At 66.5% G+C, this 25,746-nt stretch carries 25 protein-coding genes; 12 read left to right on the forward strand and 13 right to left on the reverse strand.

Annotation, left to right across the window (positions count from 1 at the left end; translation table 11 throughout):
- Positions 1–38 precede the first annotated feature (38 nt).
- Positions 39–1,643 carry a PE family protein gene (locus AC5Y7D_RS00290; protein ID WP_499920386.1) on the reverse strand — a complete coding sequence of 535 codons (1,605 nt, stop codon included), beginning with the start codon at positions 1,641–1,643 and terminating at the stop codon, positions 39–41.
- 165 nt (positions 1,644–1,808) lie between these two features.
- On the opposite strand from AC5Y7D_RS00290, the gene AC5Y7D_RS00295 reads away from it, so the two are divergent.
- From AC5Y7D_RS00295 to AC5Y7D_RS00305, 3 genes are read left to right on the forward strand one after another with little or no spacing between them, the layout of a single operon-like run.
- Entirely contained in the window at positions 1,809–2,441 is a 633-nt protein-coding gene (locus AC5Y7D_RS00295; protein ID WP_499920923.1) for an HAD-IA family hydrolase, read from the forward strand.
- Entirely contained in the window at positions 2,434–2,928 is a 495-nt protein-coding gene (locus AC5Y7D_RS00300; protein WP_499920391.1) for a low molecular weight protein-tyrosine-phosphatase, read from the forward strand. The genes AC5Y7D_RS00295 and AC5Y7D_RS00300 overlap by 8 nt, the downstream gene beginning before the upstream one ends.
- Positions 2,928–3,758, forward strand: coding sequence for an SURF1 family cytochrome oxidase biogenesis protein (locus AC5Y7D_RS00305; RefSeq protein WP_499920395.1), 831 nt, complete (start codon positions 2,928–2,930; stop codon positions 3,756–3,758). Before AC5Y7D_RS00300 ends, AC5Y7D_RS00305 begins: the two co-directional genes overlap by 1 nt.
- Here AC5Y7D_RS00305 and AC5Y7D_RS00310 read toward each other — a convergent pair.
- Positions 3,755–4,696: a cobalamin biosynthesis protein gene (locus AC5Y7D_RS00310; protein ID WP_499920397.1), complete on the reverse strand. Its 942-nt coding sequence runs from the start codon at positions 4,694–4,696 to the stop codon at positions 3,755–3,757. The two genes, AC5Y7D_RS00305 and AC5Y7D_RS00310, sit on opposite strands and share 4 nt — an antisense overlap.
- Positions 4,697–4,719: 23 nt before the next feature.
- Positions 4,720–4,893 (reverse strand): hypothetical protein, encoded by a 174-nt coding sequence (locus AC5Y7D_RS00315; RefSeq protein WP_499920398.1) that lies wholly within the window; start codon positions 4,891–4,893, stop codon positions 4,720–4,722.
- 112 nt (positions 4,894–5,005) lie between these two features.
- Here AC5Y7D_RS00315 and AC5Y7D_RS00320 point away from each other — a divergent pair, with 112 nt between their 5' ends.
- Positions 5,006–5,821, forward strand: coding sequence for an oxygenase MpaB family protein (locus AC5Y7D_RS00320; RefSeq protein ID WP_499920400.1), 816 nt, complete (start codon positions 5,006–5,008; stop codon positions 5,819–5,821).
- A 119-nt stretch (positions 5,822–5,940) separates the two neighbouring features.
- Here AC5Y7D_RS00320 and AC5Y7D_RS00325 read toward each other — a convergent pair whose 3' ends face one another.
- Positions 5,941–7,077, reverse strand: coding sequence for an epoxide hydrolase family protein (locus tag AC5Y7D_RS00325; RefSeq protein WP_499920403.1), 1,137 nt, complete (start codon positions 7,075–7,077; stop codon positions 5,941–5,943).
- 10 nt (positions 7,078–7,087) lie between these two features.
- Positions 7,088–7,282, reverse strand: a complete 195-nt coding sequence (locus AC5Y7D_RS00330) for a hypothetical protein (RefSeq protein ID WP_499920405.1) — start codon at positions 7,280–7,282, stop codon at positions 7,088–7,090.
- A 161-nt stretch (positions 7,283–7,443) separates the two neighbouring features.
- On the opposite strand from AC5Y7D_RS00330, the gene AC5Y7D_RS00335 reads away from it, so the two are divergent.
- From AC5Y7D_RS00335 to AC5Y7D_RS00345, 3 genes are read left to right on the forward strand one after another with little or no spacing between them, the layout of a single operon-like run.
- Positions 7,444–7,737, forward strand: a complete 294-nt coding sequence (locus AC5Y7D_RS00335; protein ID WP_499920407.1) for a FeoA family protein — start codon at positions 7,444–7,446, stop codon at positions 7,735–7,737.
- The gene (gene feoB, locus AC5Y7D_RS00340; RefSeq protein WP_499920409.1) at positions 7,734–9,674 is read left to right on the forward strand and encodes a ferrous iron transporter B; all 1,941 of its coding nucleotides are present in this window, start codon (positions 7,734–7,736) and stop codon (positions 9,672–9,674) included. The genes AC5Y7D_RS00335 and feoB overlap by 4 nt, the downstream gene beginning before the upstream one ends.
- The gene (locus AC5Y7D_RS00345; RefSeq protein ID WP_499920411.1) at positions 9,659–10,207 is read left to right on the forward strand and encodes a NifU family protein; all 549 of its coding nucleotides are present in this window, start codon (positions 9,659–9,661) and stop codon (positions 10,205–10,207) included. Before feoB ends, AC5Y7D_RS00345 begins: the two co-directional genes overlap by 16 nt.
- A gap of 60 nt (positions 10,208–10,267) precedes the next feature.
- Here the strand turns inward: AC5Y7D_RS00345 and AC5Y7D_RS00350 are convergent, their stop codons facing one another.
- The 6 genes from AC5Y7D_RS00350 to AC5Y7D_RS00375 all read right to left on the reverse strand — a co-directional run bounded on the left by AC5Y7D_RS00350 (position 10,268) and on the right by AC5Y7D_RS00375 (position 17,873).
- Entirely contained in the window at positions 10,268–10,627 is a 360-nt protein-coding gene (locus AC5Y7D_RS00350) for a hypothetical protein (RefSeq protein ID WP_499920413.1), read from the reverse strand.
- Between the two features lie 19 nt (positions 10,628–10,646).
- Positions 10,647–11,294: an esterase/lipase family protein gene (locus AC5Y7D_RS00355; protein ID WP_499920414.1), complete on the reverse strand. Its 648-nt coding sequence runs from the start codon at positions 11,292–11,294 to the stop codon at positions 10,647–10,649.
- 178 nt (positions 11,295–11,472) lie between these two features.
- Positions 11,473–12,126, reverse strand: a complete 654-nt coding sequence (locus AC5Y7D_RS00360) for a nitroreductase family protein (RefSeq protein ID WP_499920416.1) — start codon at positions 12,124–12,126, stop codon at positions 11,473–11,475.
- A 45-nt stretch (positions 12,127–12,171) separates the two neighbouring features.
- Positions 12,172–13,383 (reverse strand): acyl-CoA dehydrogenase family protein, encoded by a 1,212-nt coding sequence (locus AC5Y7D_RS00365; RefSeq protein WP_499920925.1) that lies wholly within the window; start codon positions 13,381–13,383, stop codon positions 12,172–12,174.
- A 32-nt stretch (positions 13,384–13,415) separates the two neighbouring features.
- Positions 13,416–14,504: a phosphotransferase family protein gene (locus tag AC5Y7D_RS00370; protein ID WP_499920419.1), complete on the reverse strand. Its 1,089-nt coding sequence runs from the start codon at positions 14,502–14,504 to the stop codon at positions 13,416–13,418.
- Between the two features lie 93 nt (positions 14,505–14,597).
- Positions 14,598–17,873: a LuxR family transcriptional regulator gene (locus AC5Y7D_RS00375; protein WP_499920421.1), complete on the reverse strand. Its 3,276-nt coding sequence runs from the start codon at positions 17,871–17,873 to the stop codon at positions 14,598–14,600.
- 149 nt (positions 17,874–18,022) lie between these two features.
- Here AC5Y7D_RS00375 and AC5Y7D_RS00380 point away from each other — a divergent pair, with 149 nt between their 5' ends.
- From AC5Y7D_RS00380 to AC5Y7D_RS00400, 5 genes are all read left to right on the forward strand, one after another.
- Positions 18,023–19,225 carry a cytochrome P450 gene (locus AC5Y7D_RS00380; RefSeq protein WP_499920423.1) on the forward strand — a complete coding sequence of 401 codons (1,203 nt, stop codon included), beginning with the start codon at positions 18,023–18,025 and terminating at the stop codon, positions 19,223–19,225.
- 238 nt (positions 19,226–19,463) lie between these two features.
- Positions 19,464–20,378, forward strand: coding sequence for an MBL fold metallo-hydrolase (locus tag AC5Y7D_RS00385; protein WP_499920425.1), 915 nt, complete (start codon positions 19,464–19,466; stop codon positions 20,376–20,378).
- Between the two features lie 60 nt (positions 20,379–20,438).
- Positions 20,439–21,197 carry an SDR family oxidoreductase gene (locus AC5Y7D_RS00390; protein WP_499920427.1) on the forward strand — a complete coding sequence of 253 codons (759 nt, stop codon included), beginning with the start codon at positions 20,439–20,441 and terminating at the stop codon, positions 21,195–21,197.
- Positions 21,198–21,214: 17 nt separating this feature from the next.
- Positions 21,215–21,880: a nitroreductase gene (locus tag AC5Y7D_RS00395; protein WP_499920927.1), complete on the forward strand. Its 666-nt coding sequence runs from the start codon at positions 21,215–21,217 to the stop codon at positions 21,878–21,880.
- A 133-nt stretch (positions 21,881–22,013) separates the two neighbouring features.
- Positions 22,014–24,803 carry a helix-turn-helix transcriptional regulator gene (locus tag AC5Y7D_RS00400; RefSeq protein ID WP_499920429.1) on the forward strand — a complete coding sequence of 930 codons (2,790 nt, stop codon included), beginning with the start codon at positions 22,014–22,016 and terminating at the stop codon, positions 24,801–24,803.
- Positions 24,804–24,903: 100 nt separating this feature from the next.
- Here AC5Y7D_RS00400 and AC5Y7D_RS00405 read toward each other — a convergent pair whose 3' ends face one another.
- Entirely contained in the window at positions 24,904–25,200 is a 297-nt protein-coding gene (locus tag AC5Y7D_RS00405; RefSeq protein ID WP_499920431.1) for an alpha/beta fold hydrolase, read from the reverse strand.
- Between the two features lie 169 nt (positions 25,201–25,369).
- The gene (locus AC5Y7D_RS00410; RefSeq protein WP_499920433.1) at positions 25,370–25,654 is read right to left on the reverse strand and encodes an alpha/beta fold hydrolase; all 285 of its coding nucleotides are present in this window, start codon (positions 25,652–25,654) and stop codon (positions 25,370–25,372) included.
- Positions 25,655–25,746 lie beyond the last annotated feature (92 nt).

A 25,746-nucleotide genomic window follows, 5' to 3' on the forward strand; every position in this document is an offset into this window, starting at 1 on the left:
CCTATGTCAGACATCCGGCGGGCCACTCGCCCGGCCGCCTACGGGATGAGGCTCTCGATATCTTGGATGTTGATCAAGACGGCTTCCCCCGCGGTGAGGCCGCCGAGCAGGGCCGCCATCGACAGCAGAGCGATGTTGGCCGCAATCGGATCACCGATCGCGTTGATCACGTTGCCCTGTGCCAGTGCTCCGACGATCAGGCTGAGGTCGTACGCGGGCAGGCTTACCAGGACCGACGTGGCGATATCGGCGGCCGGAAGCAGCAGCCCGTAATTCGTCGACGCGATCGATGCCACCACGTTGGCGATGTTGATCGGCGTCGGCGGGACCTTGGGCGGCGCGGGCGGAATGATCGAGCCCAGGGGGTGCGGTTGCGGTGCTGCGCCCAGCAGCAACGGCTGCGGCGACGTCGCTCCCGGTAGTTCGGTGAGGAAGTCCTGCACGCCCTGCTGGGTGCCCGCCGCCAGTGCGTTGACGACAGTCTCCGGGCTGACCGGCGGGAAGAGCCCGAACGGCGTCGGCACGTTCGCCGGGCCGGTGGAGTACCCGTACGCGGGGTGCCCGTAGCCCAGGTTGACGATTACCCGCAAATCGGGTTGCACCAGGGCGGCCAACGGCTTTCCTACGACGGGAATAGCGCGCACCGGGTCCAGCAGGGGCAGGTTCGGCGTCGGAATGATCTTGTAGGTGGTCATCGTCGGCCCCTCGGTCGGCAACGTGATCGAGGCGTCCACCTGCTCCGGAGTGAGTTGCGCGTAGCCGAAATGCACCGTCCCGACACCGGCGAAGGCGTTGAGGACCGAGACGAAATTCAGCGGGTACTGGGGAAAGTCGGCGAACCCGTCGTATTCGCGGGTGTATATCGTCGTGGGATAGACGTTGTCGGGGGTGGCCCCGTAGAAGTTCAGGCCCAGCGCGGGCAGGGTCAACCCCGCGAAACGCTGGAAGATACCGCCGTTGGGATTCATCAGATTGCCGATCAGCACGAAGTCCAGGTCGGCTGGGCTGGGGGCGCCCGTGCCCAGGGCGGCGAGATCGCGCATTACCAGTGAGGCGACCACCGCGCTCTGGGAGTAGCCGAACACCGTGACGTGGTTGCCGGCGGCGAGTTGCTCTCTGATGCCGGCCTCGAGGATGCCGACCCCTTGGCGCACCGAGGTGTCCAGCAGCAGGCTTCGGACGCCGGTCACCGGATACAACTGTTCGGGTGTGAACAGCGCCTGGGGGACGGCGGTCGGCTGGGTGCGCCCGATGAACAGCGTGGTGACGGCGTCCAGGTAGCTCTGCGGCGGCAGCGGGTCACCCGTGCCCCCCATGACCAGTGCCACGGCGGGGCCCGCGGTCGCAGACAGCGCTGCCGCGCCGGCGGTTTCGGCCTGCTGGTAGGTGGCCGCCGCCGAGGCCAGTGACCGCGCGAACTGTTCGTGGAAGGCCACTGCCCGCAGCAGCAGGGCTTCACACTCTTGTGCATAGCCGCTGAACAACCTCGCGGCCGCGGTCGACACTTCGTCGGCGGCGGCCGCCACCAGGTCGGTGGTAGGCCCGGCCGCGGCGGCGTTGGCCTGGCCGATCGCCGAGCCGATCCCCGACACGTCCAGGGCAGCGGCCTGCATCGACTGCGGTTGTATGGCCAGAAGCGTCACCGGCCGTCCCTCCCTGCTTTGCCCGGGCGACTGCAGTCAAGCTAAGGCCAACCCGGCCCCGGCTGTCCGGCGTTTGGCCCAATCACATGCCGCAAGTCCGCTTGCGGAACGATCGACGACAATATGACCGTGACGAGTTCCAAGGCGGCCGAGGGACCGCAGCTGGTGATCTTCGACCTCGACGGCACCTTGACCGATTCGGCGGTCGGCATCGTGGCCAGCTTCCGGCATGCCCTCACCCACATCGGTGCGGCGATCCCTGAGGGGGATCTGGCCGCCCGGATTGTGGGCCCGCCGATGGACGAGACCTTTCACGCCATGGAGCTGGACGGGCGCGCCGACGAGGCATTCGCCGCGTTCCGGGCCGAGTACGGCAGCCGGGGCTGGGCGATGAACAGCCTTTTCGACGGCATCGCGCCGCTGCTGGCCGATCTGCAGGCCGCCCGCGTTCGTTTGGCGGTGGCGACCTCCAAGCTGGAACCCACGGCCCGGCGCATCCTCGCCCACTTCGACCTCGACCAGTATTTCGAGGTGATCGCCGGTGCCTGCCCGGACGGCACCCGCAAGTCCAAGACCGAGGTGTTGGCGCACGCGCTGACACAACTGGAGCCGCTACCCGAGCGCGTGCTCATGGTCGGCGACCGCAGTCACGACGTCCATGGAGCGGCCGCACACGGCATCGACACGGTAGTGGTCGGCTGGGGCTACGGGCGGGGCGACTTCGCCGAACCGATCACATTGACCGGGGTGACCCACGTCGAGACGATCGACGAGCTGCGGAGGGCATTAGGTGTCTGATCCACGGCTGCATGTGACGTTTGTCTGCTCGGGCAACATCTGCCGGTCGCCGATGGCCGAGAAGATGTTCGCTCACCAGATTTCCGAACGCGGTCTCGGCGATGTCGTGCGCGTCACCAGTGCCGGCACCGGCAACTGGCACGCCGGCGAAGGGGCCGACGTGCGGGCCAGACGGGTACTGCGCGACCATGGCTACCCCACCGGGCACCGCGCGGCCCAGGTAGATGGCGACCACTTGTCGGCGGATCTTGTGATCGCCCTGGGGCGCAACCATCAGCGGCTGCTACGGGAACTGGGGGTCGAGGACAGCCGCCTGCGCATGCTGCGTTCGTTCGACCCCCGTTCGGGCGCGCACACCCCAGACGTCGAAGACCCGTATTACGGCGACCACAGCGACTTCGAGACCGCTTTCGTCGTCATCGAGGCGGCGCTGCCGGGTCTGCACGAGTGGGTCGACCAGAGACTCGCCCAGAACGGGTCCGGCTGATGACCCGGCGCTTGGCTTTCCTGCTGCGACCGGGCTGGGTGGCGCTGATCCTGGTGTGCGTCGCGTTCACCTACCTGTGCTTCACGGTGCTGGCGCCGTGGCAGTTGGGCAAGAACACCAAGACCTCGCGAGAGAACCAGCAGATCACCGATTCCCTGAACACGCCGCCAGTAGCACTGAAAACGCTTCTCCCGCATCAGGATTCATCGGCCGCGGGAGCGCAGTGGCGCCAGGTCACCGCCACCGGCCACTACCTGCCGGAGGTGCGAGTGTTGGCCCGGCTGCGCGTGGTGGACGGTGATCAGGCCTTCGAGGTGCTGATGCCGTTCGTCGTCGACGACGGGCCCACCGTGCTGGTCGACCGGGGCTACGTGCGGCCCGAGCAGGGTTCCCACGTTCCGCCGATCCCGCCCGCGCCCACCCAGACGGTGACCGTCACCGCGCGCCTGCGCGACTCCGAGCCGGTGGTGCAGGGCAAGGAACCGTTCACCAGAGATGGCTACCAGCAGGTGTATTCGGTGAGCACCGAACAGGTCGCGGCGTTGACCGGGGTGCCGCTGGCCGGGTCCTATCTGCAGTTGGTGGAGAACCAGCCAGGTGGACTCGGCGTCATCGGAGTACCGCACCTGGACGCGGGACCATATCTCTCCTACGGCATCCAGTGGGTGTTGTTCGGCGTGCTGGCACCGATAGCGCTGGGCTATTTCGTCTACTCCGAGCTTCGCGCCCGGCGCCGCGACAAGCAGCAGGCGCCGCCCTCCACCGACGAGAAGCCGCCGGCGGTGACGGTGGCGGACAAGCTCGCCGACCGCTATGGCCGCCGCCGTTAGCCCTGACGCCGTCGACCCATGGCCGCGCGGGCCAGAGCCACCGCCGCAACCGCACCCGCCTGCACCACCCGCGACAGCGTTACCGCGCGCCGCAGATCGGCCACCGTGGGTGGCCGGCCGTCGCCCAGCGTCGCTCGGATCTGCAACTCGTGGCGGTACTGAGTGGGGCCGCCGAGTCGCACACCCAGCGCGCCCGCGAACGCGGCCTCCACGACGCCGGCGTTGGGGCTGGGATGCCGGCCGGCGTCGCGCCGCCATGCCCGCACCGCGCCGGCGGGCGATCCACCGATCAATGGCGCGCAGGCCACCACCAGCCCGGCCGTCACCCGCGCGCCGACGTAGTTCGCCAGATCATCCAATCGTGCTGCGGCCCAACCGAATCGGAGATAACGCGGCGATCGGTAGCCGACCATGGCATCGAGCGTGTTGATCGCGCGGTACCCCAGCACCGCGGGCGCCCCGCCGACTGCGGCCCACAACAGGGGTGCCACGTGCGCATCGGAGGTGTTCTCCGCCACCGATTCCAGCGCCGCGCGCGTCAGACCTGCCTCGTCGAGCGCGGCCGGATCGCGTCCGCACAATTCCGGCAGCAATCGTCGTGCACCGTCGATGTCACCGCCGTCCAGCAACCCGACCATGCGACTGCCGATGCGGGCCAGCGATGTCCCGCCCAGCGACACCCAGGTCGCCGCCGCGGTGGCCGCGACTTCTCCGGCCCGACGGTGCAGGGCCGCGCCGAGCAGCAAGACCAGGCCGACGAGCAGGCCGGCGTGCGCCGCACCCGCGGCCCTGCTGTCGCGGTAGGCGACCCGTTCGATCGTTGCTGCCGCCGTCCCGAACAGCGCGACGGGATGGCCGCGCTTCGGGTCGGCCAGCGTGAGGTCGGCCAGATACCCGGCGAGGACGCCGAGCAGTCGGGGCTGCGGCGTCACGAACACCCCGGCAGCGTCTCACACCGGCGCTAGATCACCACTACGACGATGAGCAGCGTGACGAGGGTGACGAACTGCGCGGCAAGCATCCACCACATCTCCGGGATGGAGTTGTACGCGACCTGCGAGCGCCCGATTCGGAACGGATTCGGCAACTTGCCCGCCGACTTATCGGCGTGGCCCGACGGCGGTTCGATCGACATGTGTCCAACATGCCCGTTTTTAGCCTGCCTAATCTCCGTCCGCGGTGAACTCGATCACACTCGCCCGACCACCCGGGCGTGGTGTACTCGATGACATGAGGCAGGATCCGCAATGAAGCGGCCGGTCAGCAGGGTCGCCGACCTGTTGAACCCCGCGGCTGTGTTGTTGCCGGCCGCGAATGTGATCATGCAGCTGTCGCGGCCGGGCGTCGGTTACGGCGTGCTGGAAAGCCCGGTGGACAGCGGCAACGTCTACAAGCACCCGTTCAAGCGGGCCCGGACCACGGGCACCTACCTGGCGGCGGCCACCATCGGCACGGACTCCGACCGCGCCGTGATCCGCAAAGCCGTCGACAGCGTGCACCGTCAGGTCCGGTCGACCCCGTCGAGCCCGGTGCCGTATCACGCTTTCGACCCCGCGTTGCAGCTGTGGGTGGCCGCCTGCCTGTACCGCTACTACGTCGAGCAACACGAGTTCCTGCACGGACCGCTCGACGACGCGGCGGCGGACGCCGTCTACCAGGACGCCAAGCGGCTGGGTACGACGTTGCAGGTGCCCGAGCAGCTGTGGCCGTCGGACCGGTTTGCTTTCGACGAGTACTGGAAGCGGTCCCTGGACGAACTGCGGATCGACCCGCCGGTGCGCGAGCACTTGCGGGGGGTGGCGTCGATGGCGTTCCTGCCCTGGCCGCTGCGGGCACTGGCCGGACCGTTCAATCTGTTTGCGACGACGGGCTTCCTGGGGCCGGAGTTTCGGGCGATGATGCGGCTGGACTGGTCGGAGTCCCAACAGGCCCGGTTCGAGTTGCTGCTCTCGGCGCTGCGGGTCGCCGACCGGCTGATCCCGCACCGGGCCTGGCTGCTCGGCTATCACATTTACCTGTGGGACATGAGGTTTCGCGCACGCCGCGGTTGGCGGGTGGTCTGACACCCGCTTGCTCCGGCACCCTCTTGCGCCGAGAGTGAAATCCCCGACACCCGCCCGGCGTGTCGCGTCGTCCGATTCACACTCGGCAACCAAGGCACCCGGCGGAAACGGCGACGCACTCAGCGCACGGTCGCGAAAAACTTGCGCACATCGGCGACGAACAACTCCGGTTGCTCGAAGGCGGCGAAGTGCCCGCCGCGGGGCATGGTCGTCCAGTGGGTGATGTTGAAGTTCGGCTCACACCAGCGACGCGGCGCGCGCAGGATCTCCTTCGGGAAAGACGCTATCCCGGTGGGCAATTCGACGCGGGTGGTATCACCCCACTTCTTGAAGCTCTCCCAGTACAGACGCGCTGAGGACGCCGCGGTTGCGGTTACCCAGTACATCATCACGTTGTCCAGCAACTCATCTCGAGTGAGCACGTTCTCGGGGTGTCCGTCGCAGTCCATCCAGGCCCCGAACTTCTCGACGATCCAGGCCATTTGACCCACCGGCGAATCGACCAGCCCGTAGCCCACCGTCTGCGGCCGCGTCGACTGCTGCTTGGAATATCCGGTGCCGTTCTTGCGGTGTTCGGCCAGCGCGGCCAGCGCCGCCTGCTCCTCCGCCGTCGGATTGGCCATCGTCTCCGCGGTGGGCATGCCCAGCGGCATGTTCAGGTGGATCGCCGCGCAGTTAGCGCCCCCCGGACCGCCGTTGCGGCCGATCTGGCTGGTGACGGCCGAGCCCCAGTCACCACCCTGGGCGCCATAGCGGTTGTAGCCCAGGCGCGCCATCAGCTCATCCCACACCAGCGCGATCTTCTCCACCCCCCACCCGGTGCGGCCCGGTTTCCCGGAGAACCCGTAGCCCGGCAGCGACGGGCACACCACATGGAAGGCGTCCTCGGCGCGGCCGCCGTGGGCGGTCGGGTCGGCCAACGGTTCGATCACTTTGTGAAACTCGACGATCGAACCAGGCCAGCCGTGGGTGATCAGTAGCGGGAAGGCATCGTCGTGCGGCGAGCGCTGGTGGATGAAGTGGATATCCAGGCCGTCGAACTGGTCGACGAATTGGTCGAAGCGGTTCAACGCCCCCTCGCGCGCCCGCCAGTCGTAACCGTTGGCCCAGTACGCGGCGAGGTCCTGGGTGTAGCGCAGCGGTATGCCCTGGCTCCAGTCGTCCACGCATTCGGCTTCCGGCCACCGGGTGCGCGTCAACCGCGCGCGCAGATCGTCGAGAACGTCGTCGGCAACGTCGATGCGAAACGGCTTCACCCGTTCGACCCTACTTCTGCGTCGCGTCCTTGATCAGGGTGCTGATCTGCTCGAGCAGTTCACGCATGTCGGCGCGCATGGCATCCACCGCGGCATACAGGTCGGCCTTGGTCGCCGGCTGCTGGTCCGACGACAAGGGCCGTACCGGTGGCCCCGCTTTCTGGCGTGCCGCGCTGTCGCTCTGAGAACCAGATAGGTCGCTCACATCGTTGAGCGTGCCATACCCGGTCAAACACGTCCAAAAAGGGCGCGCCCGGCTGTGCGTCACCGACGCCGGAAGCATCGGGGGCAGGGGCCGCCCAACTGCGGATAGTCTGGTCTGAGCCCGCGCGTGCGCGCGGATGGCGGCAATCTGAAGGAACGAAGATGCCCAACAGCCGATTGGACCGATCGGCGGCGGCGACCAGGCCCGGTCACGATGGCCGATCCACTCTGGCCGATCTGGCTCCCGGTCGGGGCGCCGATATCGTCGCGTTCGATTCCGCCATTCCGGCCGATGTGGCGATCCGGCTGCGCCACTTGGGGTTTCGGCCCGGTGTCCGCGTCACCAAATTGCGCACCGCCCCCATGGGCGATCCCTCGGTGTACCGGCTCCTCGGCTATGACACCTGCCTGAGGCGAACCGAAGCGGCTCACATCGAGATCGCCGAACCGTCATGACTGCGTCCTGCCACGGCGACGGTGGCGCCGTCTCCGCCCCGGTGGGCCTGCCCCGAACGGCCCTGATCGGCAGCCCCAACGCCGGCAAGACCACCGTGTTCAACCACCTCACCGGGATGCGGGCGCGCACCGGCAACTATCCCGGCGTCACCGTGGCCCGCCGGGTGGGAACGGGCCGCTTCCGGTGCGGAGACGAGACGAAGACGTTCCTCGTCGAGGACCTTCCGGGGTGCTACAGCCTGCACCCGGTCAGCCCCGACGAGCAGGTGGTCGCCGACCTGCTGCGCGGGGAGTTGCCCGATATCCCGGCGCCGGACGCGCTCGCCGTGGTGGTCGATGTGACCGTGCTCGAGCGGTCCCTGTCCCTGGTGGCGCAGGTACTCGCGCTGGGCAGGCCGACCATGGTGGTCCTCTCCATGGGCGACGAGCTGGCAGCGCGCGGCGGACGGCTCGACACCGAGCGCTTCGCCGCGGCGCTCGGGGTGCCGGTGGTGGGAGTCATCGGCAGCCGCGGCAAGGGATTCGAACCGCTGCGGGCACTGTTGGCCTCGCCCGCGACCTGGCCCCGCGTGGCCATCCCACCACCGTCCGACGACGCCGAGTACCGCAGCTGGATCGCTTCGATACTGAATTCCGGCCGCTACCGGGCGCCCGAACCCGACCATCGCAGCACCCGAATCGACCGCGTCCTGTTGCACCCCGTATGGGGGACGCTGGCCTTCATTGCGGTGATGTTCGGGTTCTTCCAGATCATCTTCACCGTCGCGGCGCCGCTGCAGGACGCGATCGAGAAGTTCTTCAGCCGGCTCGGCAACCTGGTGGACGACAACGTTGCCAATGGCGCGGCGGCCGGCCTGATCGGTCACGGGGTCATCGGCGGCGTGGGCGCCGTGCTGGTCTTCATCCCGCAGATCGTGCTGATGTTCGTGCTGATCTCGCTGCTGGAGAACATCGGCTACATGACGCGCGCCGCTTTCCTGGTGGACCGCATCATGGCTACCACCGGGCTAGACGGACGAGCCTTCGTGGCGATGCTGTCCTCGCTGGCCTGCGCGGTGCCCGCGATCATGGCGACCCGCACAATTCCGTCGTCGCGAGACCGGATCGCCACCTGCATGGCGGCGCCGTTGATGACCTGCTCGGCGCGGCTGCCGGTGTACATCCTGCTGATCGGGATGCTAGTCAGCCCGCAGGCGCGGTGGGGGCCGGTGTCCATGCAGGGCGCGGTGATGTTCGCCATGTATCTGCTGGGCGGCGTCACGGCCATGTTCACGGCCTGGCTGTTCAAGTCGGTGGTGCTGGGCGGTGACCTGCTGCCCTTCTACATGGAGATGCCGCCGTACCGCTTCCCGTCGGCCAAGTCGGTGCTGATGACGGTCTGGGACTCGGCGAAGGTGTTCCTGCGCAAGGCCGGAACCATCATCCTGGGCACTTCGGTCGTGTTGTGGTTCCTGCTCAACCTGCCCGCGCGCAGCGCGCAGACCGCCGGCATGGATCAGGCCGCAGCCACCGCCTACGTCGTCAATCACTCCTTCGCCGCCGGCCTGGGCAAGGTTCTCGAACCGCTGTTCGCGCCACTGGGTTTCGACTGGCGCGTCTGCATCGGCCTGATCGGCGCGATGGCCGCGCGCGAGGTGTTCGTGGCCACCCTGGGCCAGATCTTCGCCACCGGCGAATCCGGCGACCTGGTCGCAGCCACTCACTCCGCGGTGTTCACCTCCGGCCCGCACCAGGGTGAGCTGGTCTTCACCGCGCCCACGATCATCGCTCTGCTGGTGTTCTTCGCCTACGCCCTGCAATGCATGTCCACCATCGCCACTCTGCGCCGCGAGACCAACTCGTGGCGCTGGCCGCTGGTGGCCTGGGGTTACATGTTCGTGCTCGCCTGGATGGCGGCGTTCGCAGCGCGCCACCTCGTGATGTGGCTGACGGGTTGACGACGGTGTCGGTTCCGTTGCTGCACCCGCAGGCCACCGACGACCCCCGCCTCATACGGTGGTTGACCGGGACACAGCAACTGTCCGGCATTGGGCCCCAGGTGTCCGCGCTGATCGACGAAGGGGTGTTGGAACGTGCCGAAGTGGGTGCCGGTGAGGTGCGAACGTGGTTGGGAAGCAACCGATCCTGGGAGGTCGATGGTCCCCGCGTGCGGTCTGCGCTGTTCGAGACGCTGCGCCGGGAGGCCGACCACAGCGGCCTGACCGAGGACGAGCTGCGGGCCGGCATCGACGAGATCCTGGCGCGTGACGTGGCGCCGGTCGCCGCTTCACACGGCGGCTCGATCAAGGTGCACTCGGTGCATGACGGTGTGCTCACCGTGGAGCTGACCGGGGCATGCCTGGGCTGCCCGCTGAGTGGGCGCACCCTCGGCGATGTCGTGACGCGCAGCGTGCAGGCCCGCTTTCCGCAGATCCGCGAGGTCAAGGCGACTCCGCCGCGTCGGATGTGGCTGAAACGCAATCGCAGCTGACGGCGCCGCAGCCGCCGAACTGGGTGTGGCACTCGATCCGCTTGACGATCCGGCTCAGCACTAGGTGGCGGGACAGCCTTCGCGGTTGGCCCCGCCGAGTGCCTTGGGGGCGTCCTCGATCGCCTTGTGCAGGACGTCGAGCACTTGCGGGTCCCAGGTGAGCGCGCTGTTCCAGTCCAGGCCGGCGGCGTCGGACACGTAGATGCTGTGGGTGTCGTCGAAGGTGTAGCAGCGCCGGTGTGGCAGCACCGGGTCGCCGATGTCCTTGGCCAGCGCGCTCTGTAACGCCACCAGCCCGTCGTTGGGCCACACCGCGGGGTTGACCTGGCCGGGCTTGCTGAACTTCTTGCCGCCGATGAGCACGACGGGGACCTTGTCCAGCACACCGGACTGAAAGTCGTTCCAGCCGTTCTCGCCCATCAGGAAGGTCTGGTTGACCTCACGGCAGCACCTCTTCCTTGAATCCCTTCATCGCGTTCTCGCAGAACGTGTCACCGAGGCAGTCGGTCAGCGGAAGGATGCCGTTGGCATAGTCGGACAGGTACGACCCTTGCCATGGTGTGCCGATCGTGGTCAGCGACCGGATGTACACGGCCGAGTTGGTGGTCGCAAGAACTCGGATCGCGGCACGTGCGTACAGCCCGCCCATGGAATGGGTGACCAGGTCGACGTCGGTGACGGCCTTGTCGGTGTGTAGGTAGTTGAGAAACCGGGCGAGGTGCTCACCGGCGGTGTCGATACTTCCGGTGGAGTTGACGGTCATGTTCTCCGGCAGTGTGACGGGGCAGACGCCGAAGGGGCCGAAGCCGGTTTGGTCGACCACTTGCCCGCGGCCGGCCATCGCCGGCGAGGTATAGACGGTGTAGCCCTGCTTGAGCAGGTATTCGCGGATCGCGGTGTCGGTGTTGCCGGCGGCCAGTCCGGTGGCGCAGGCCTGGTCGGGGCCGGTGAACGGGCTCGTGGCAGCTCCACCGGAGACGATGACCACGGCCTGCGACGCTGGGCGCTTGTCGGATACTGCCGCTTTGCCCCCGCAGCCGGCGAGCACCGTCGCCGCCACCGCGGTCAGCGCCAATACTCGTCGCACGCAACAGGATGCTAGACCCGTTTGCCGTCGCCGTCAGCGGGCGGCTCAGATCCAGGCACGCGGTAGGTGCGCCAGTACTCGATCGTTCAAATACCAGCCGCCGCAGTGCTTTCAGTGGACTGTTGGGGACATCGAGGGACGCACCGCGCCCGGCGCCGGCGCAGTGCAATCAGAGAACTCAGCGAAACGCGCGATTGCCGTATCGGTCGAGCGACACGAAGTCCCCGACAGGCCCACGCGTGGTCGGGCCGTATTTGCCCATCGGCCAACCCATCGGGATGACCGCGCAGGGCGTGACGTTGCGCGGCAGGCCCAGCACGCGCTTCGCTGCGAACGTGCTCCACAGCGGCATGGTGATCAGGGCCGCGCCCAGCCCGGCCGCACGCGCCGCCAGCAGGAGGTTTTGCACGGCGGGGTAAATCGAGCCCCAGGCGCTACTGGCAGCCACTATCGGGTAAGGCGCAATGACCCCCTTGAGGCATGCCACCACGACGACGGGGATGTCGTCGAAGTGGTCAGCCTGCCATCGCACAGCCTTCTCGATGCGAAGCATCTTGTCGTCCATTCGCTTCGCCAGGGTGCGCCGGTAGATGGGACCGAACACGTTCAGGGCGGTGCGGTTCAAGCGGCCCAGCTTCGCAACCACCTCCCGGTCCTTGACGACGATGAACTCCCAGTTCTGCGCGTTCGAGCCGGTCGGCGCCTTCATCGCCAGTTCGAGAATGTGCAGTATGAGGGAATCGTCGATCGGATCGCTCTTGAGGCGACGGATGGCACGTTGAGTACGCATCGCCTCTTCGAGCGGCATGTTCAGGGGTTCGTGTTGAGTCATGACCCTGATTGCAGCACGTGGAGTGGGCCAGGGCCACTGCCCGAGTCAGACGGTGTCCGATCCGGGCACGCGCGCCGCCGCCGAGCCGACATGGTTCATTCGCCGGATGATCGCGTACTTGTGGACCTCGGTGGGCCCGTCGTAGAGCCGGAATCCGCGGATGTCCCGGAAGATCATCTCGATCGGCGTTTCGTCGGTGACACCGATTCCACCCATGACCTGTATGCAGCGGTCGACAACCTTGAACAGCTCCTCGGACACGAAGGCCTTGCTGATCGAACTCTCGTGTCGCCCCTTGTGCCCCTGGTCGAGAACCCAGGCCGTGTACCAGATCGCCAAGCGGCACTGGGTGAGCGCGATTTCGTTGTCCGCCAGCATGAATCCGACGCCCTGGTGGTCGATGATCGGTCCGCCGAACGCCGTTCGGGTCTTCGCATGCTCCAGGGCGATGTGCTGGGCACGTGCGGCGGCGCCCAACCAGCGCATGGCGTGGGTGAGACGCGCCGGGGCTAAGCGCATCTGCGCGTAGCGCATTGCTTCGCCGACTTCGCCGAGCACGTTCGCCGCGGGCACCCGCAGGTCGTCGAAGACGACCACGCCGTGTCCTTCGACGTAGTTGCGGTCCATGGAGTTCATCACCCGCTCGATGACGATGCCCTCGTCATCGCCCTTGGCCAGGAACAACGTCGGTCCACTGCGGCCTCCGCCGTCGTCAACCACGTTGGCCATGACGATCCAGGTGCCCGCACCGTTGGCGCCGGTGATCAGCCACTTGCGGCCGCTGATGACATACGAGTCGCCGTCGCGTCGCGCCTCGGTGAGCAGTTGCGACGGATCCGAGCCCGCGCCGCCGGGCTCGGTCATTGCGAAGACTGACCGGACGGTGCCGTCGAGAACGGGTTTCAGGAACACTTCGGCCTGCTCGTCGGTCGTCAGCTTGTCGAGCAGGAACATGTTCCCCTCGTCGGGCGCGGCGCAGTTCATCGCGACGGGCCCGAGCGTGGACCATCCGGCCGCCTCGTAGATCACCGACTGCTCGATGTGCGAGATACCTTTGCCGCCGAATCGCGGGGAGGCCTGCGGGGTCAGCAGTCCTTCCTCACGAGCCAATTCGACCAGCTCCTGCCGCAACTCGTCGTTGGGGCCGTGCTGGGTGAGCCGCGGATCGCGCTCGTAGGGAAGGATCGCGTCGATGACGAATCTGCGGACCCGTTCGCCGAGTGCCGTCAATTCCGGAGGTACGGAGAAGTCGATCACGAAAGCCATCCTCGTGGGTAGTGGGCGGACGATCAGATGTGTTCTGTCGAAAGGGAATCGGCTGTCACCGTCAAGACGGACGTCGCAATGCGGTGAAACGCAGCGTACTTCGGACCGACGAGCGCCCCACGTTGATGCAGCACGAACAACTGCTGCCAGGCGATCGCCAGCCGGAGCCGGCCCAGCGCCAGATAGAAACCGACCGGCACCGCCTCGCGGCCTGCGGCGGCGAAGTACTTCGCCGCGAGCGCTTTTCGGTCCGGGAAACCCGGCTGCAGCGACGGAGCCAACCCGAGGTCGCGAATGACGTCCGGATCGTCGGCCTGCGCCCAGTAGGACAGCGTGACACCGAGATCGAAGAGTGGATCGCCCAGCGTCGACATGTCCCAATCAATCACCGCCGCAGCCGATCCCGATGCATCGAAGATCACGTTGTCGAACTTGAAATCATTGTGCAGCACCCTGGGTTTGATCGACGGCTCGGGCGCAGCGGTGCCCAGCCAGGACACGATGTGCTCGACCGTCGCCGGCGGGGATCCGTCGAACGCATTGTGCGCCCGCCGATTCCAGCCGGCAATCTGTCGTGTGATGAATCCATGGGGCCGTCCGAGCTCTCCGAGCTCAGGATGCGCATCGAGGTCGATCGCGTGCAGATCGGCCAGGGCGGTCACGAATTCGTCAGCCAGCCGACCGCTGGGGATGTTGGCGAGTTGCTCGGGGATCGTGTCGGACACCACCGCGCCCGGCCGGTATTCGATCAGCTGAAAGGGGCTTCCGAGTACCGAGGCGTCCTCGCAGAAGGCGATTGCCTGCGGCGCGCGGCGGTAGTGCGCGTGCAGTCGGCTCAGTACCCGAAATTCGCGGGCCATGTCACTGGCACCCTCGGCCAGCTGTCCGCCCGGTGGCCGACGCACGACCACAAGCCGGCCGTCGACCGAGATCAGGTAGTTCAGATTAGCCAGGCCGTTGGCGAACTGGCGGGGCTCCACGGCGTCGAGCACCATCCCGCGACCGCGCAACCAGACGCCCAGCGCTTCCCAGTTCTGCGGCGAGCAGTCAGCACGGAAGCTCTGTTCTTCGAGGGCGGTGCCGGCGACGCTGTGATCGTGGTGTGCGGTCATCGGGCTCCTTCTGACAGATCGCGTCGATCGCGTCATAGGGACACTACGTCTGAGGGATTACGGTGGCGGCGATGGCCGTCTGCTCTTCCGTCGCTAGCTGACGTGCCGTGCGGCTTCCTGCGCGAGCTGCACCCGCGAGGTAAACGCCAGCTTGGTGTAAATGTGGGTCAGGTGCGCCTGCACTGTCCGCGGTGAGATGAACAGCCGCGCGGCGATGTCCTTATTACCCAACCCCTCACCGATCAGCTTCGCCACGTCCAGCTCCGCGCGGGTCAGCGAACCCCAGCCGCTGCTGGCGCGCTTGCGTTCCCCGCGCCCGCGCAACGCGTAGGCAACGGCATCCTCGTTCGACAGCGCTGCACCCTCGATCCTTGCTGCTTCGAAATTGTTGTCTCCCAAGGATTTTCGCAACGAGGCCAGCGTCGCCTGGTCGTCAGCCTCGAGGACCTTGAAGCGCACCATGCCCATGCGCCGGTACGCCGCGTCCGATGCCCCGAACAGCCGCGTGGCCAACACAAGGCTGTCCGCCCTGGCCGCCGTGGTGGCCAGGCAGTCGAGAGCGACGGGAACGAGAAGGTCGCCCTGAAGACGCCCCGCCAGGTCGAGGCCTTCGTAGGCGTCGCGCTCGGCGGCGTCGAACGCGCCCTGCACCATCTCGACCCGAGCGCGGGCCAGCAAGGCCGCCGCGTAGCTCCAACCACTCGTTGCGGACACGACCTCATCGGCCCAACGGCGGGCCGCGGCAATGTCACCGCACGCCAAGGGCGCCAACGCCGCCCACAGGTGCATCGCCGCCAACTGCGGGTCCATCCTGGTGCGCTCGCGCGCCGCCTCCCACAGCTCGCACGACTCGGCCGCATCGCCCGCGGCGAGGTGCACGAATGCCGATGCTGCGTAGACGATTCCCGTGTAGGCGTCGAACATGTCGGCTAGGCGCTGGAAGGCGATTTCGGCCGCTGTCCGAGCGGACGCAATCTGGCCCTGGTAGGCAAGCGCCATGGCTCGCAACGACGACGAAATCATCGCGTACAAGGCGTCGCCGGCCGCGATGCACTCCTCGTCGACGTCACTAAGCGCGCTGGTCGCCGCGGTCAGCTCACCGTGCAGCACCTGCGCCCAGCACAAGATATAGCGGCACTGCCGAGCCACGAACGTGTCGCCGATTGCCACGGCAATTTCCAAACCCTCCGCGGCGGCCGCCGGTACCCCGACCGGGTCGCCGAACAGCAGTCCGAACGACGCCTCCAGTGCCAGGGTCTGTACCAGCCACCATGAGTCGCCGCAGGTGCGGGCGAGGTCCGCCGCCTCGGTGAAGTAGGCGACGGACGATGCGCGGTCGTCGGCGGCACGACAACCACAGGCGGTCAGCGCACGCGCCGTCAGCGCGGGGTCACCCATTCTTCGCGCCGCCGCGAGAGTTCGTTCGGCTTCATCGCGATCGATGGTCATGGCGCGGAAGGACTCCAGTAGGGCCTTGGCCACCGACGCCCTGACCCAGGTCTCCCGCGCCTCGCTGCCGACGTTGTCTATGTCCGCGAGCGCCGCGCTCAGCCAGTTCCACCCTTCCTGCATGAGGCCATGCGACAGCCATAGCGGGAGCAGCGAAGAACCCAGTCGCATTGCCGAATCGGTGTCTGAGATTTCCCGGCTCCAGGAGAATGCCGCACGCAGGTTGTCGAGTTCGATTTCTGCCTGTTTGATGCGCCGATCGTGCTCCGCACCGACTTGGGCGTCGAGCAGAGCGGCCATCGCGGCGTAGTGGTCACGATGGCGGGTGCGGATATCGTCGCCCTCCCGCGACTCGTGCAGCTTTTCCTGTGCGTACTGACGGACAGTCTCGAGCAGCCGGTAGCGAGTGCCGTAAGGGGTGTCATCGGCGACGACGAGCGACTTGTCGACGAGCAGTGTGAGCTGGTCGAGCACCTGGTAGCGCTCCGCTCCGCCCCCGGCGACGGCCACTGCGGCATCGAGGTCGAATCCGCCATAGAACACGGCCAATTGGCGGAACAGCACCTGCTCGGGCTCGCTCAATAGGGCGTGGGACCAGTCCACGGATGCGCGCAGTGTCTGTTGGCGGCGCACCGAAGTACGCGCTCCGCCGGTGAGCAATCGGAAGGTGTCGTGCAGGCTGGTGAGCAACTCGGTGGGTGACAGCGCGCGGATCCGCGCCGCAGCGAGCTCGATGGCCAACGGCAGCCCGTCGAGCCTGCGGCAGATTTCCATAACGGTCTCGGCGTTATCTGAGGTGAGGCGGAAATCGGGCTTGGTGCGACGTGCGCGATCGGTGAACAACTCGATCGCTTCGTCGGCGAGCGACAGTGAGGGCACCCGCCAGCTCACCTCGCCGGCTACGCCGATGGGCTCGCGGCTGGTCGTCAGCAAGGTCAGCGCCGGGCTCCGGGCCAACAGAGCGGTGATCAGCTCGGCGGTGGCGTCAAGCAGATGTTCGCAGTTGTCCAGCAGCAGGAGCAGCCGGCGACCACGGAGGAACCGCCCCACGGTGTCAATCATCGGTTGGTCGGGTTGGTCGGGCAGGCCCAGTGCGCGTGCGACCGTCATCGGCACCACGTCCGGATCGGTGATCGGCGCCAGATCGACGTACCAGACGCCGTCGGCATATTCGGCGGCCACGCCGGCGGCGACCTGCACTGCGAGCCGCGTCTTGCCCGCGCCGCCCGCTCCGGTCAGTGTGACGAGCCGGTTGTCGCCGAGCGCCTCGCGGATACCTTCGATCTCCCGCTGGCGCCCGACGAAACTGGTCAGGTGTACCGGCAGGTGCTCGGCCGCAACAGCATTGGCGACGCGCAAGGGCGGGAAATCGTTGCGCAGATCCGGATGGCAGAGCTGAATGACTCGTTCGGGGCGGGGCAGGTCACGAAGCGGGTGGGTGCCCAGGTCTCTCAGCGTGACCTCGGGCAGAAGCTGGTCGACGACAAGGGGTTCCGTCGCACCCGAAAGCACAGTCTGTCCGCCATGGGCCAGATCACGTAGCCGGGCGGTGCGGTTGATCGTCGGACCGATGTAGTTGCCTTCGTCGCGCAATTGAATGTCGCCGGTGTGTATTCCGATGCGCAGCTTGATCGGTGCCAACGGCGCGTGTTGTAAGGCCAGGGCGCAGCCGACGGCGTCGACGGCGCGAGCGAATGCGATCACGAAGCTGTCACCCTCGCCTTGCTCGACCGGCCGCACTCCATTGTGGTTGGTGACGGCGTCCGACAGTGCCGCGTCGAGGCGCGCGACGGCCGCCTTCATCACCTCGGGTTGGCTCTCCCAAAGCCGGGTCGAACCCTCCACGTCAGCGAGCAGCAACGTCACGGTTCCGGTCGGAAGCTCGCTCATGGCCACGTCGCTCCAGCTTGTTTCGCTCATGCTAGCCAGAATGGGGTGACCTGCGTCACATCGCATCAGCGAAATCGCCGATGTTTTCGGTCTGGGCATGCGTACGTACGCGTCCGGACCGGGCGGAATTAAGCAGTAAGCCCGATGATTGCGTGCCGTCGAAAACGAATAGTCAAGTCATGACCATCGACATCGCACTGCCCACCCTCGCCTACACCGTGGACACCGGCCGCGACGAACTCCGTGCACTCCTCGCCGAGGCTCAAGAGCAAGGGCCGCTCGCGCTCGGACCCTACGGGCCCGAGGTCCTCCGTTACGACCTGGTCCGCACAATCCTGCGCGACTCCCGATTGCTCATTCCGCAGGGAATGACCTTGGCCGTGCAGGGCATCGTGGCCGGCCCGATCTGGGACCGGGTCACCAAGCTGTTGGTCAGCATCGACGGCACCCAGCATCAGCGGCTGCGCCGTCTCGTCGCACGATCCTTCACTCCGCGCGCGGCCGAACGGATGCGCGGTGCGTGTGTGGAGGTCATCACCGAACTCGTCGACCGGCACGCCGGAACCGGCCGCTGCGACTTCGTCGCCGACATCGCCGATCCCTACCCCATTCCGATCATCTGCGCCCTGCTCGGTGCCCCCCGTGAGGACTGGCACCTGTTCTCGGCCTGGGCTACCGACATCAGTAAGGCGTTCGGCTGCAGTGTCGCCGAGAACGAGTCGTTGATCCTTCGGGCGTGGGCGGGTTTAGAGGGTTATGTCGAGGAGCTGATCGCCACGCGTCGCCGGTCGCTGAGCGACGACTTGATTTCCGAGTTGATCCGCGTCGAGGACAACGGCGACCGGTTGAGCCACGAGGAGCTGGTCAACCTCGCCGTCCTCCTGCTCAACGCCGGCACCGACACCACCCGCAACCAATTGGCCGCGGCCGTGCAGACGTTGGCCGCACACCCTGAGCAGTGGGAGTTAGTCGCCGAACATCCGGAATTGGCGCCGCAGGCCGTCGAAGAACTGATGCGGCATTCGCCGATCGTCCTGGGAGCACTGCGCAAGGCCGCGGTGGATGTCGAACTCGCCGGCGTGCAATTCCCCGCGGGTTCGTTGGTCATCGCCAATACCGCTGCGGCAAACCGGGATCCGGCCGTATACGACCGGCCGGAGCGGCTCGACATCACGCGTCGGGAGGCGCCGGCGATGCTGTCCTTCGGAGGTGGCATGCATTACTGCCTCGGCGCACACCTGGCCCGTCTCGAGATGGCCGAAGCGCTGCGCGTGATCACCGCCCGGATGGCCAACGTCCGCTGCACCGGCGCGGCGCCATGGAAGCCGATGACCGGCATATCCGGACCAACCACGCTTCCGTTGGCATTCGACACCCGCTAACGCCGCGAGCAACAGTGGGCGCGGACGGCATCGTTACGGCGCTTGCGCGAGGGCAAACGTCGTCGGCGCGATCAACACACCATCTGCGCGTGATTGCCATCGGCCCCGGCTCAACTCTTTCGCCCGGGGTCGGCCACGGATCCCGGACTACGGCCTTTCAAGGGTTCGCTTCATCGTCCGGTCCGCGAGGCTGATCTGGACCGGAAACGCATCCAGAAACGGTTCAACGGAGAAGAACATGAGCTTGGACAACATTTCGCATCTTGGTAGGCCGGCGCTCGACGAGTTGGTCCCGTCGCGCTACGCGGTGCAGGTCGGCAACATCGAGGTGGTGGTGATCAGCGACGGGGTGCTACCGATACCAACCGCGACGATGGCCACCAACGCCGACTCCGCCGATCTGGCGAGCTGGTTGGACGACATGTTTTTGCCGTCGGACCTTCTCGACTGGCCGCTCAACGTGGTCGTGGTACGTAGCGGCGACCGGACCATACTCGTGGACGCTGGGCTGGGAGTAGAGTTCCCGGACTTCCCGCGAGCCGGGCAGACCGTCCACCGACTGGAGGCCGCGGGTATCGATCCCGCGTCCGTGACCGACGTGGTGCTGACCCACTTACACATGGACCACATCGGTGGGCTGCTCACAGACGGACTGAAAACCCGAATACGGCCAGACCTGCGAGTCCACCTCGCGACCGCCGAGGCCGAATTCTGGGCGGCGCCCGATTTCTCCCGCACCTCCATGCCGCCGGGGATACCGGAGGCGCTTCGATCGGCGGCCTCGCGGTTCTTGGACGAGTACCACAGCCACCTGCAACCGTTCGAAACCGAGTACGAGGTGGCACCGGGAGTTGTCGTCTGCCGCACCGGCGGCCACACCCCCGGGCACAGCGTGGTCCGTCTGGCTTCCGGCGGCGACCGACTGACATTCGCCGGCGACGCCGTGTTCCAGGTCGGGTTCGACCAACCGGAGTGGCAGAACGGCTTCGAACACGACCCCGAGGAGGCGGCGCGCGTACGGGTCCGTCTGTTGCAGGAGATCGCGGCGACCGGCGAGTCTCTCGTTGCCACCCACCTGCCATTCCCCTCCGTCTGCCGGGTGGCAGCCGCCGGCAACGTGTTTCGGTGCGTACCCGCTGTCTGGCAGTACTGACTCAACGTTGAACAACTGTCTGTACATGCGCCTCGTGCGCACCGTCGAGGAAGGCTCAAAATGAGAATCGTTGTCATTGGAGGAACTGGCCTGATTGGGTCAAAAGTCGTGCAGGCCTTGGCCGAACGCGGTCATGATGCCGTCGCTGCAGCTCCCTCGACGGGTGTGAACGCCGTGACCGGCGAGGGTTTGTCCGGCGCGCTGGCCGGCGCGTCAGTGGTCGCCGACGTGTCGAACTCTCCGTCGTTCGAGGACGCCGCAGCGATGGAATTCTTCACCAGGTCAACGACGAACTTACTGGCTGCCGAGGCCGAAGCCGGTGTGACGCATCATGTTGCGCTGTCCGTGGTGGGCACTGATTTTCTTGCGCCGCAGAGCGGTTACTTTCGGGCGAAGCAGGCGCAGGAAGATCTCATCACCGCGGGGCCCATTCCCTATTCGATCGTGCACGCAACGCAGTTCTATGAGTTTCTCAACTTCATTGCCGACTCCGCGACCGAAGGGACCACGGTGCGCCTGCCCTCGGCCCTTATCCAGCCAATGGCCGCGGCCGACGTCGCCGAAGCGGTTGCTTTCGCAGCGGTCCGTGACCCGGTGAACGGCATCAGCGAAGTTGGCGGGCCCCAGGCGTATCGCATGCCCGATCTCGTTTACACGGTATTGACCGCCCACGGAGATAGCCGGGAGGTTATCGTCGATCCCGCCGCGCGCTATTGGTACGCCGAAATTGAAGAGCGCACGCTCGTTCCCGGTGACGGCGCGATTCTTTTCGAAACGAGGTTGGAGGACTGGATTCTCGAAACGGCCGCGAAGAGATAGTCGAAACGATGCCGACCATGGACGTTTACGAAGCGGTCACGAGCCGACGAGCAGTGCGCGGGTTCACCGATCAACCCGTCCCGAAAGAGGTGCTGAAGCGTGTACTTTCCGCCGCGGCCTGGTCCCCGTCAGGCTCTAACCTCCAACCGTGGCACATCTACGTTCTGACCGGTGCGCCGCTGGAGCAGATCAAAGCGCTCGCAGTGCATCGCGTGGGGGCCGGCGACCCCTGGGACGAGCGCGAGTTCGAAATGTACCCAATGGATTTGAAGTCGCCCTATCGTGAACGCCGGGCGGCCTTTGCCAAGCAGCGCTACGGCGCGCTCGGCATTGCACGCGAGGACTTGGAGGCTCGTCAGCGGGCCGCGATCGCTAACTGGGACTGTTTCGGCGCGCCCGCCGCCCTGTTCTGCTACATCGATCGCGATATGGGCCTTCCCCAATGGGCAGACCTCGGCATGTATCTGCAAACCGTGATGCTGCTGCTGCGCGCCGAGGGATTGCACAGTTGCCCGCAGATGGCGTGGTCGCAGACCCGCAAGTCCGTAGCAGAGGTCGTGTCACCCCCCGACGAGCGCATCCTCTTCTGCGGCATGTCGATTGGGTACGAGGACCCGACAATTGGTTACGCGCGTACAGGGCGGGCGCCGCTCGACGAGACCGTAACGTTCATCCAGGGTTAGAGCTCGGGTCGACCATTGCGGGCCGCAACGGTCGACCCCAGCCGAAGCGCTCGCTAGCATCAGGTGCGGACCAGCTGCCATTGGCGAACAGCAAACCGGGTGAGGGGCACTGGGACCAGACGCGGTGGTGACTATGTCGAGCCAAGGTCAGGAACAACGTCTGCGCGGTCGCGCCGCCGAATGCGGGACGCTGCGCGGCATGGTCGCGACCGTGCTATCGGGCAGCCATCAAGTGCTGGTTATTCGTGGCGAAGCGGGGGTCGGCAAAACCGCCTTGCTGACGTACGTGTCAGAGCTCGCAACCAGGTTCCGCTGTGTCCAGGTGGCAGGCGTGGAGTCGGACATGGAGCTCGCATTCGCCGGCCTGCAGCAGCTATGCGCCCCGCTGATAGATCGATTCGATGAGTTGCCCCTACCGCAGCGCGAGGCACTGAACGTCGCTTTTGGCCGCGGTGTGGGACCGGCACCCGACCGTTTCCTGGTCGGATTGGCAGTGTTGAGCCTGATGACCGCCGCCGCCAACGACCAACCCCTGCTCTGCATCATCGATGATGCGCAGTGGCTCGACCAGGTATCGGTGCAGACACTCGCCTTCGTCGCGCGGCGTCTCTTGGCCGAGCCCGTCGCGTTGATCTTTGCGGTCCGCGATGGCGGCGCATCGCCGTTGGCCGGCCTGCCGGAACTCGCGATAACCGGCCTGGCTGACCGCGAGGCTCGGGATCTGCTGGACTCGGTCATGCCTGCGCGGATCGACGAGCGGGTGCGAGACCGCATTGTCGCTGAGACGCGGGGCATTCCGTTGGCACTGCTCGAGATGCCGCGAAACCTGTCCGCGGCAGAGCTTGCCGGCGGCTTCGGGAATCTGACTGCGCACCGTTCGGCGGGACAGCTGGAGGAAAGTTTTGTGCAACGAATCCAGTCCCTTCCGGCCGACACTCAACGATTGCTGCTTGTCGCCGCGGCCGAGCCAGTCGGCGATGCTGCGTTGTTTCTTCGTGCGGCAGCCAATTTGGGCATCCCGGTCGACGCGCTCGCGCCGGCACAAACCGACGGATTGATCGAATTCGGTCCGCGCATGCGCTTTCACCACCCGTTGATGCGGTCAGCGGCCTACCGCGCCGCGGATCTGTCTGAACGCAGGGCTGTACATCGCGCATTGGCCGACGCGACGGATCCGCAGTCCGACCCCGACCGTCGGGCCTGGCACGCCGCGAGCGGCTCGGCGGGACCCGATGATGCGGTGGCCGCCGAACTAGAAGCCTCCGCGGGCCGTGCGCAGAGCAGGGGCGGCATCGCCGCGGCGGCAGCTTTCTTGGAGCGCGCAACCGCGCTGACATCGGATCCGGGCCGGCGCGGTTCGAGAGCCATTGCTGCGGCGCAGGCCAAAGCCGATGCGGCAGCCACCGAGGCTGCGTACGACCTCCTCGCAGTCGCCGAATTAGGCCCGCTGTCCCATCTTCAGCGCGCCCAAGTGGCTCGATTGCGTGCCCAGATGGACTTCGCTCGCAGCCGCGGCGGCGGTACCGGTGCGCCCCGACTTGCCGATTCCGCATCGCAGTTGCTTAGCGCCGCCAAGAGCCTGGAAACCTTTGACGACGAGCTGGCCCGGGAGACCCATCTCGAGGCCCTTGCCGCAGCCATGTACGCCGGGCGACTCGGCGAACTCGACGCGATGGCAAAGGCCGCCGAGACTGCCCGCGCTGCGGTTGACCGGGTGCCGAAGCTGCAACAACCGATGGATCTGCTGTTGAGCGGCGTGACCAACCGAATCACGAGTGGTGTCGACGGCGGTGGCGCCCTGCTGCGTACAGCAATGGAGCTCATCTGCACGCAAACGGAGCAGAACGACAGCCAGGCGCTGCGCTGGATGTCGCTGGCCTTCCCAGTCGTGCAGGAGTCCTTCGCGGCCGAAATATGGGACGACGCGATCTACCGGCAACTGGCCACCGACATCGTCGGGCACGCTCGTGACGCCGGTGCGCTGGCTGTCCTTCCGCGGGCGCTCGCATACCGGGCGAGGGCCCACGTATTAGCAGGCGAATTCGCCTCGGCAGCAACGCTTATCGAAGAGGCAGCCTCGATCACCGCATCAACCGGCTATACGCCGTTCAAATACGACGCACTGCTGCTGGCCGCCTGGCGGGGAACACCAGATGCGGCAGGGTTAATCGAGGCAGCCTCCGCAGAGGGAACCGCCAGAGGCGAAGGCCGACTGTTCGGCTTGGCCGGGTATGCCGCGGTGCTGCTGTACAACGGGCTCGGCCGATACGAGGAGGCATTCGCCGCCGGTCGCCGGGCGTGTGAACACGAAGACCTCGGCTTCTACGGGTGGTGCTTGACCGAACTGATCGAAGCCGCGGCACACACTGGCGAACAAGAGGTGGCCGCAGCGGCCATAGGTCAGCTCTCAGTACGCGCCGGCGCGAGCGGAACCGACTGGGGTCTGGGTGTTTTAGCGAGTGCGCGGGCCCTGATCGCCGACGATGCGATCGCCGAGGGTCTCTTCGCCGAAGCCATCGAACGCTTGGAGCGCACCACCATCGTCGTACAGTTGGCGCGCACGCATCTGCGTTACGGGGAGTGGCTGCGCCGGGTGAACCGGCGACTCGATGCACGTCGACACCTCACCGAGGCCCATTCGATGTTTACCCGAATGGGCGCGAACGCCTTCGCAGAACGGGCCCGCCGGGAACTCACTGCCATCGGTGGAAAAGTGCGCAAACAACCGCTCCGCTCCGGTGATGAGCTGACGGCGCAGGAAGAACAGATCGCACGACTGGCCGCGGAGGGGCTGACGAATCAGGAGATCGGCGCGCAGTTGTTCATCAGCACGCATACCGTCGAATGGCACCTCAGGAAGGTGTTCGTCAAGCTCGGGATCACTTCGCGTCGGCAACTCCGGACCGTGTCGTGGGCCAGCTAAAGCCTGATCGCAACTGGGCCGGGCGGGGCTCGAACCTGCGGCCATACCCGCCGCACATCGTCGCCGCCTGGCATGGCCACGACCGGGCGCCGCTGTCCATCTATGCCGATGTAAAAGCCGACGAGCTGAGCGTCGTTGGCGCGTCGCTGCTCGGCTTGCCACCACCACCTGTAACAGCCGGGATCGTCCGAGCGACCAGCGCCGGATCGTCAAACATGGGGTTATGACCGACGCCGGGCCGAACAGTCCACGTCGCGCCGGGCATCAATTCGCGTGCCAACCGTCCGTATGGTTCGACGGGGACGATTCGGTCGATTTCGGACCACGCCAACGTGATCGGACAGGGCAATGGGTCCAGGGGCTCAGCCGCATCGTCCCAACCCGCCGCGTCATCCATGACCGTGCAGGCCTCGCGTCTTCAAAGTACAGCTCGTGGGCTCGCGCAGCGCTGAGCCGCTCGCCGTGACACACGATGTTATGCAATACGATACGGCGACCCGTCGCCGATCTAAGCAGGACCGGCGCCAAAGGATTTAGCAGGCGAATAGTCACAACACCGACGCGAATCAGTCGATGCACCCGGCGAGCGGCTGCACCGGTATTGTCCGGCCAGAGCCCGCCCGGCGACAGAGCGCATACGGAGGCTGTCCGCCCACGGCGGGCCAATTCGACGCCGCTGAACCGCCGCCGGAATTTCCAACAAGGTGAGGCCGGTCAAACCCATGCGCATCAAGGTAAGCCTCCGCCGAGTCAACAACGTCTTTGGACGTTACGGGGCGACGCTGCGGCACCGGCCCGCCACGGTGCCCTAAAAGCGTCGGCGTGTGTACTTCGTGATAGGCGGACAGCATGGGCTCAAGCTCCCGCCACACGCGCGCAGAACTTGTCGCCGGATGCAACAGGACTAATGCCGATGTCGCAGAGGTCACGGCGACAGATACTG

It is taken from the genome of Mycobacterium sp. NGS49 (genome assembly GCF_059812565.1).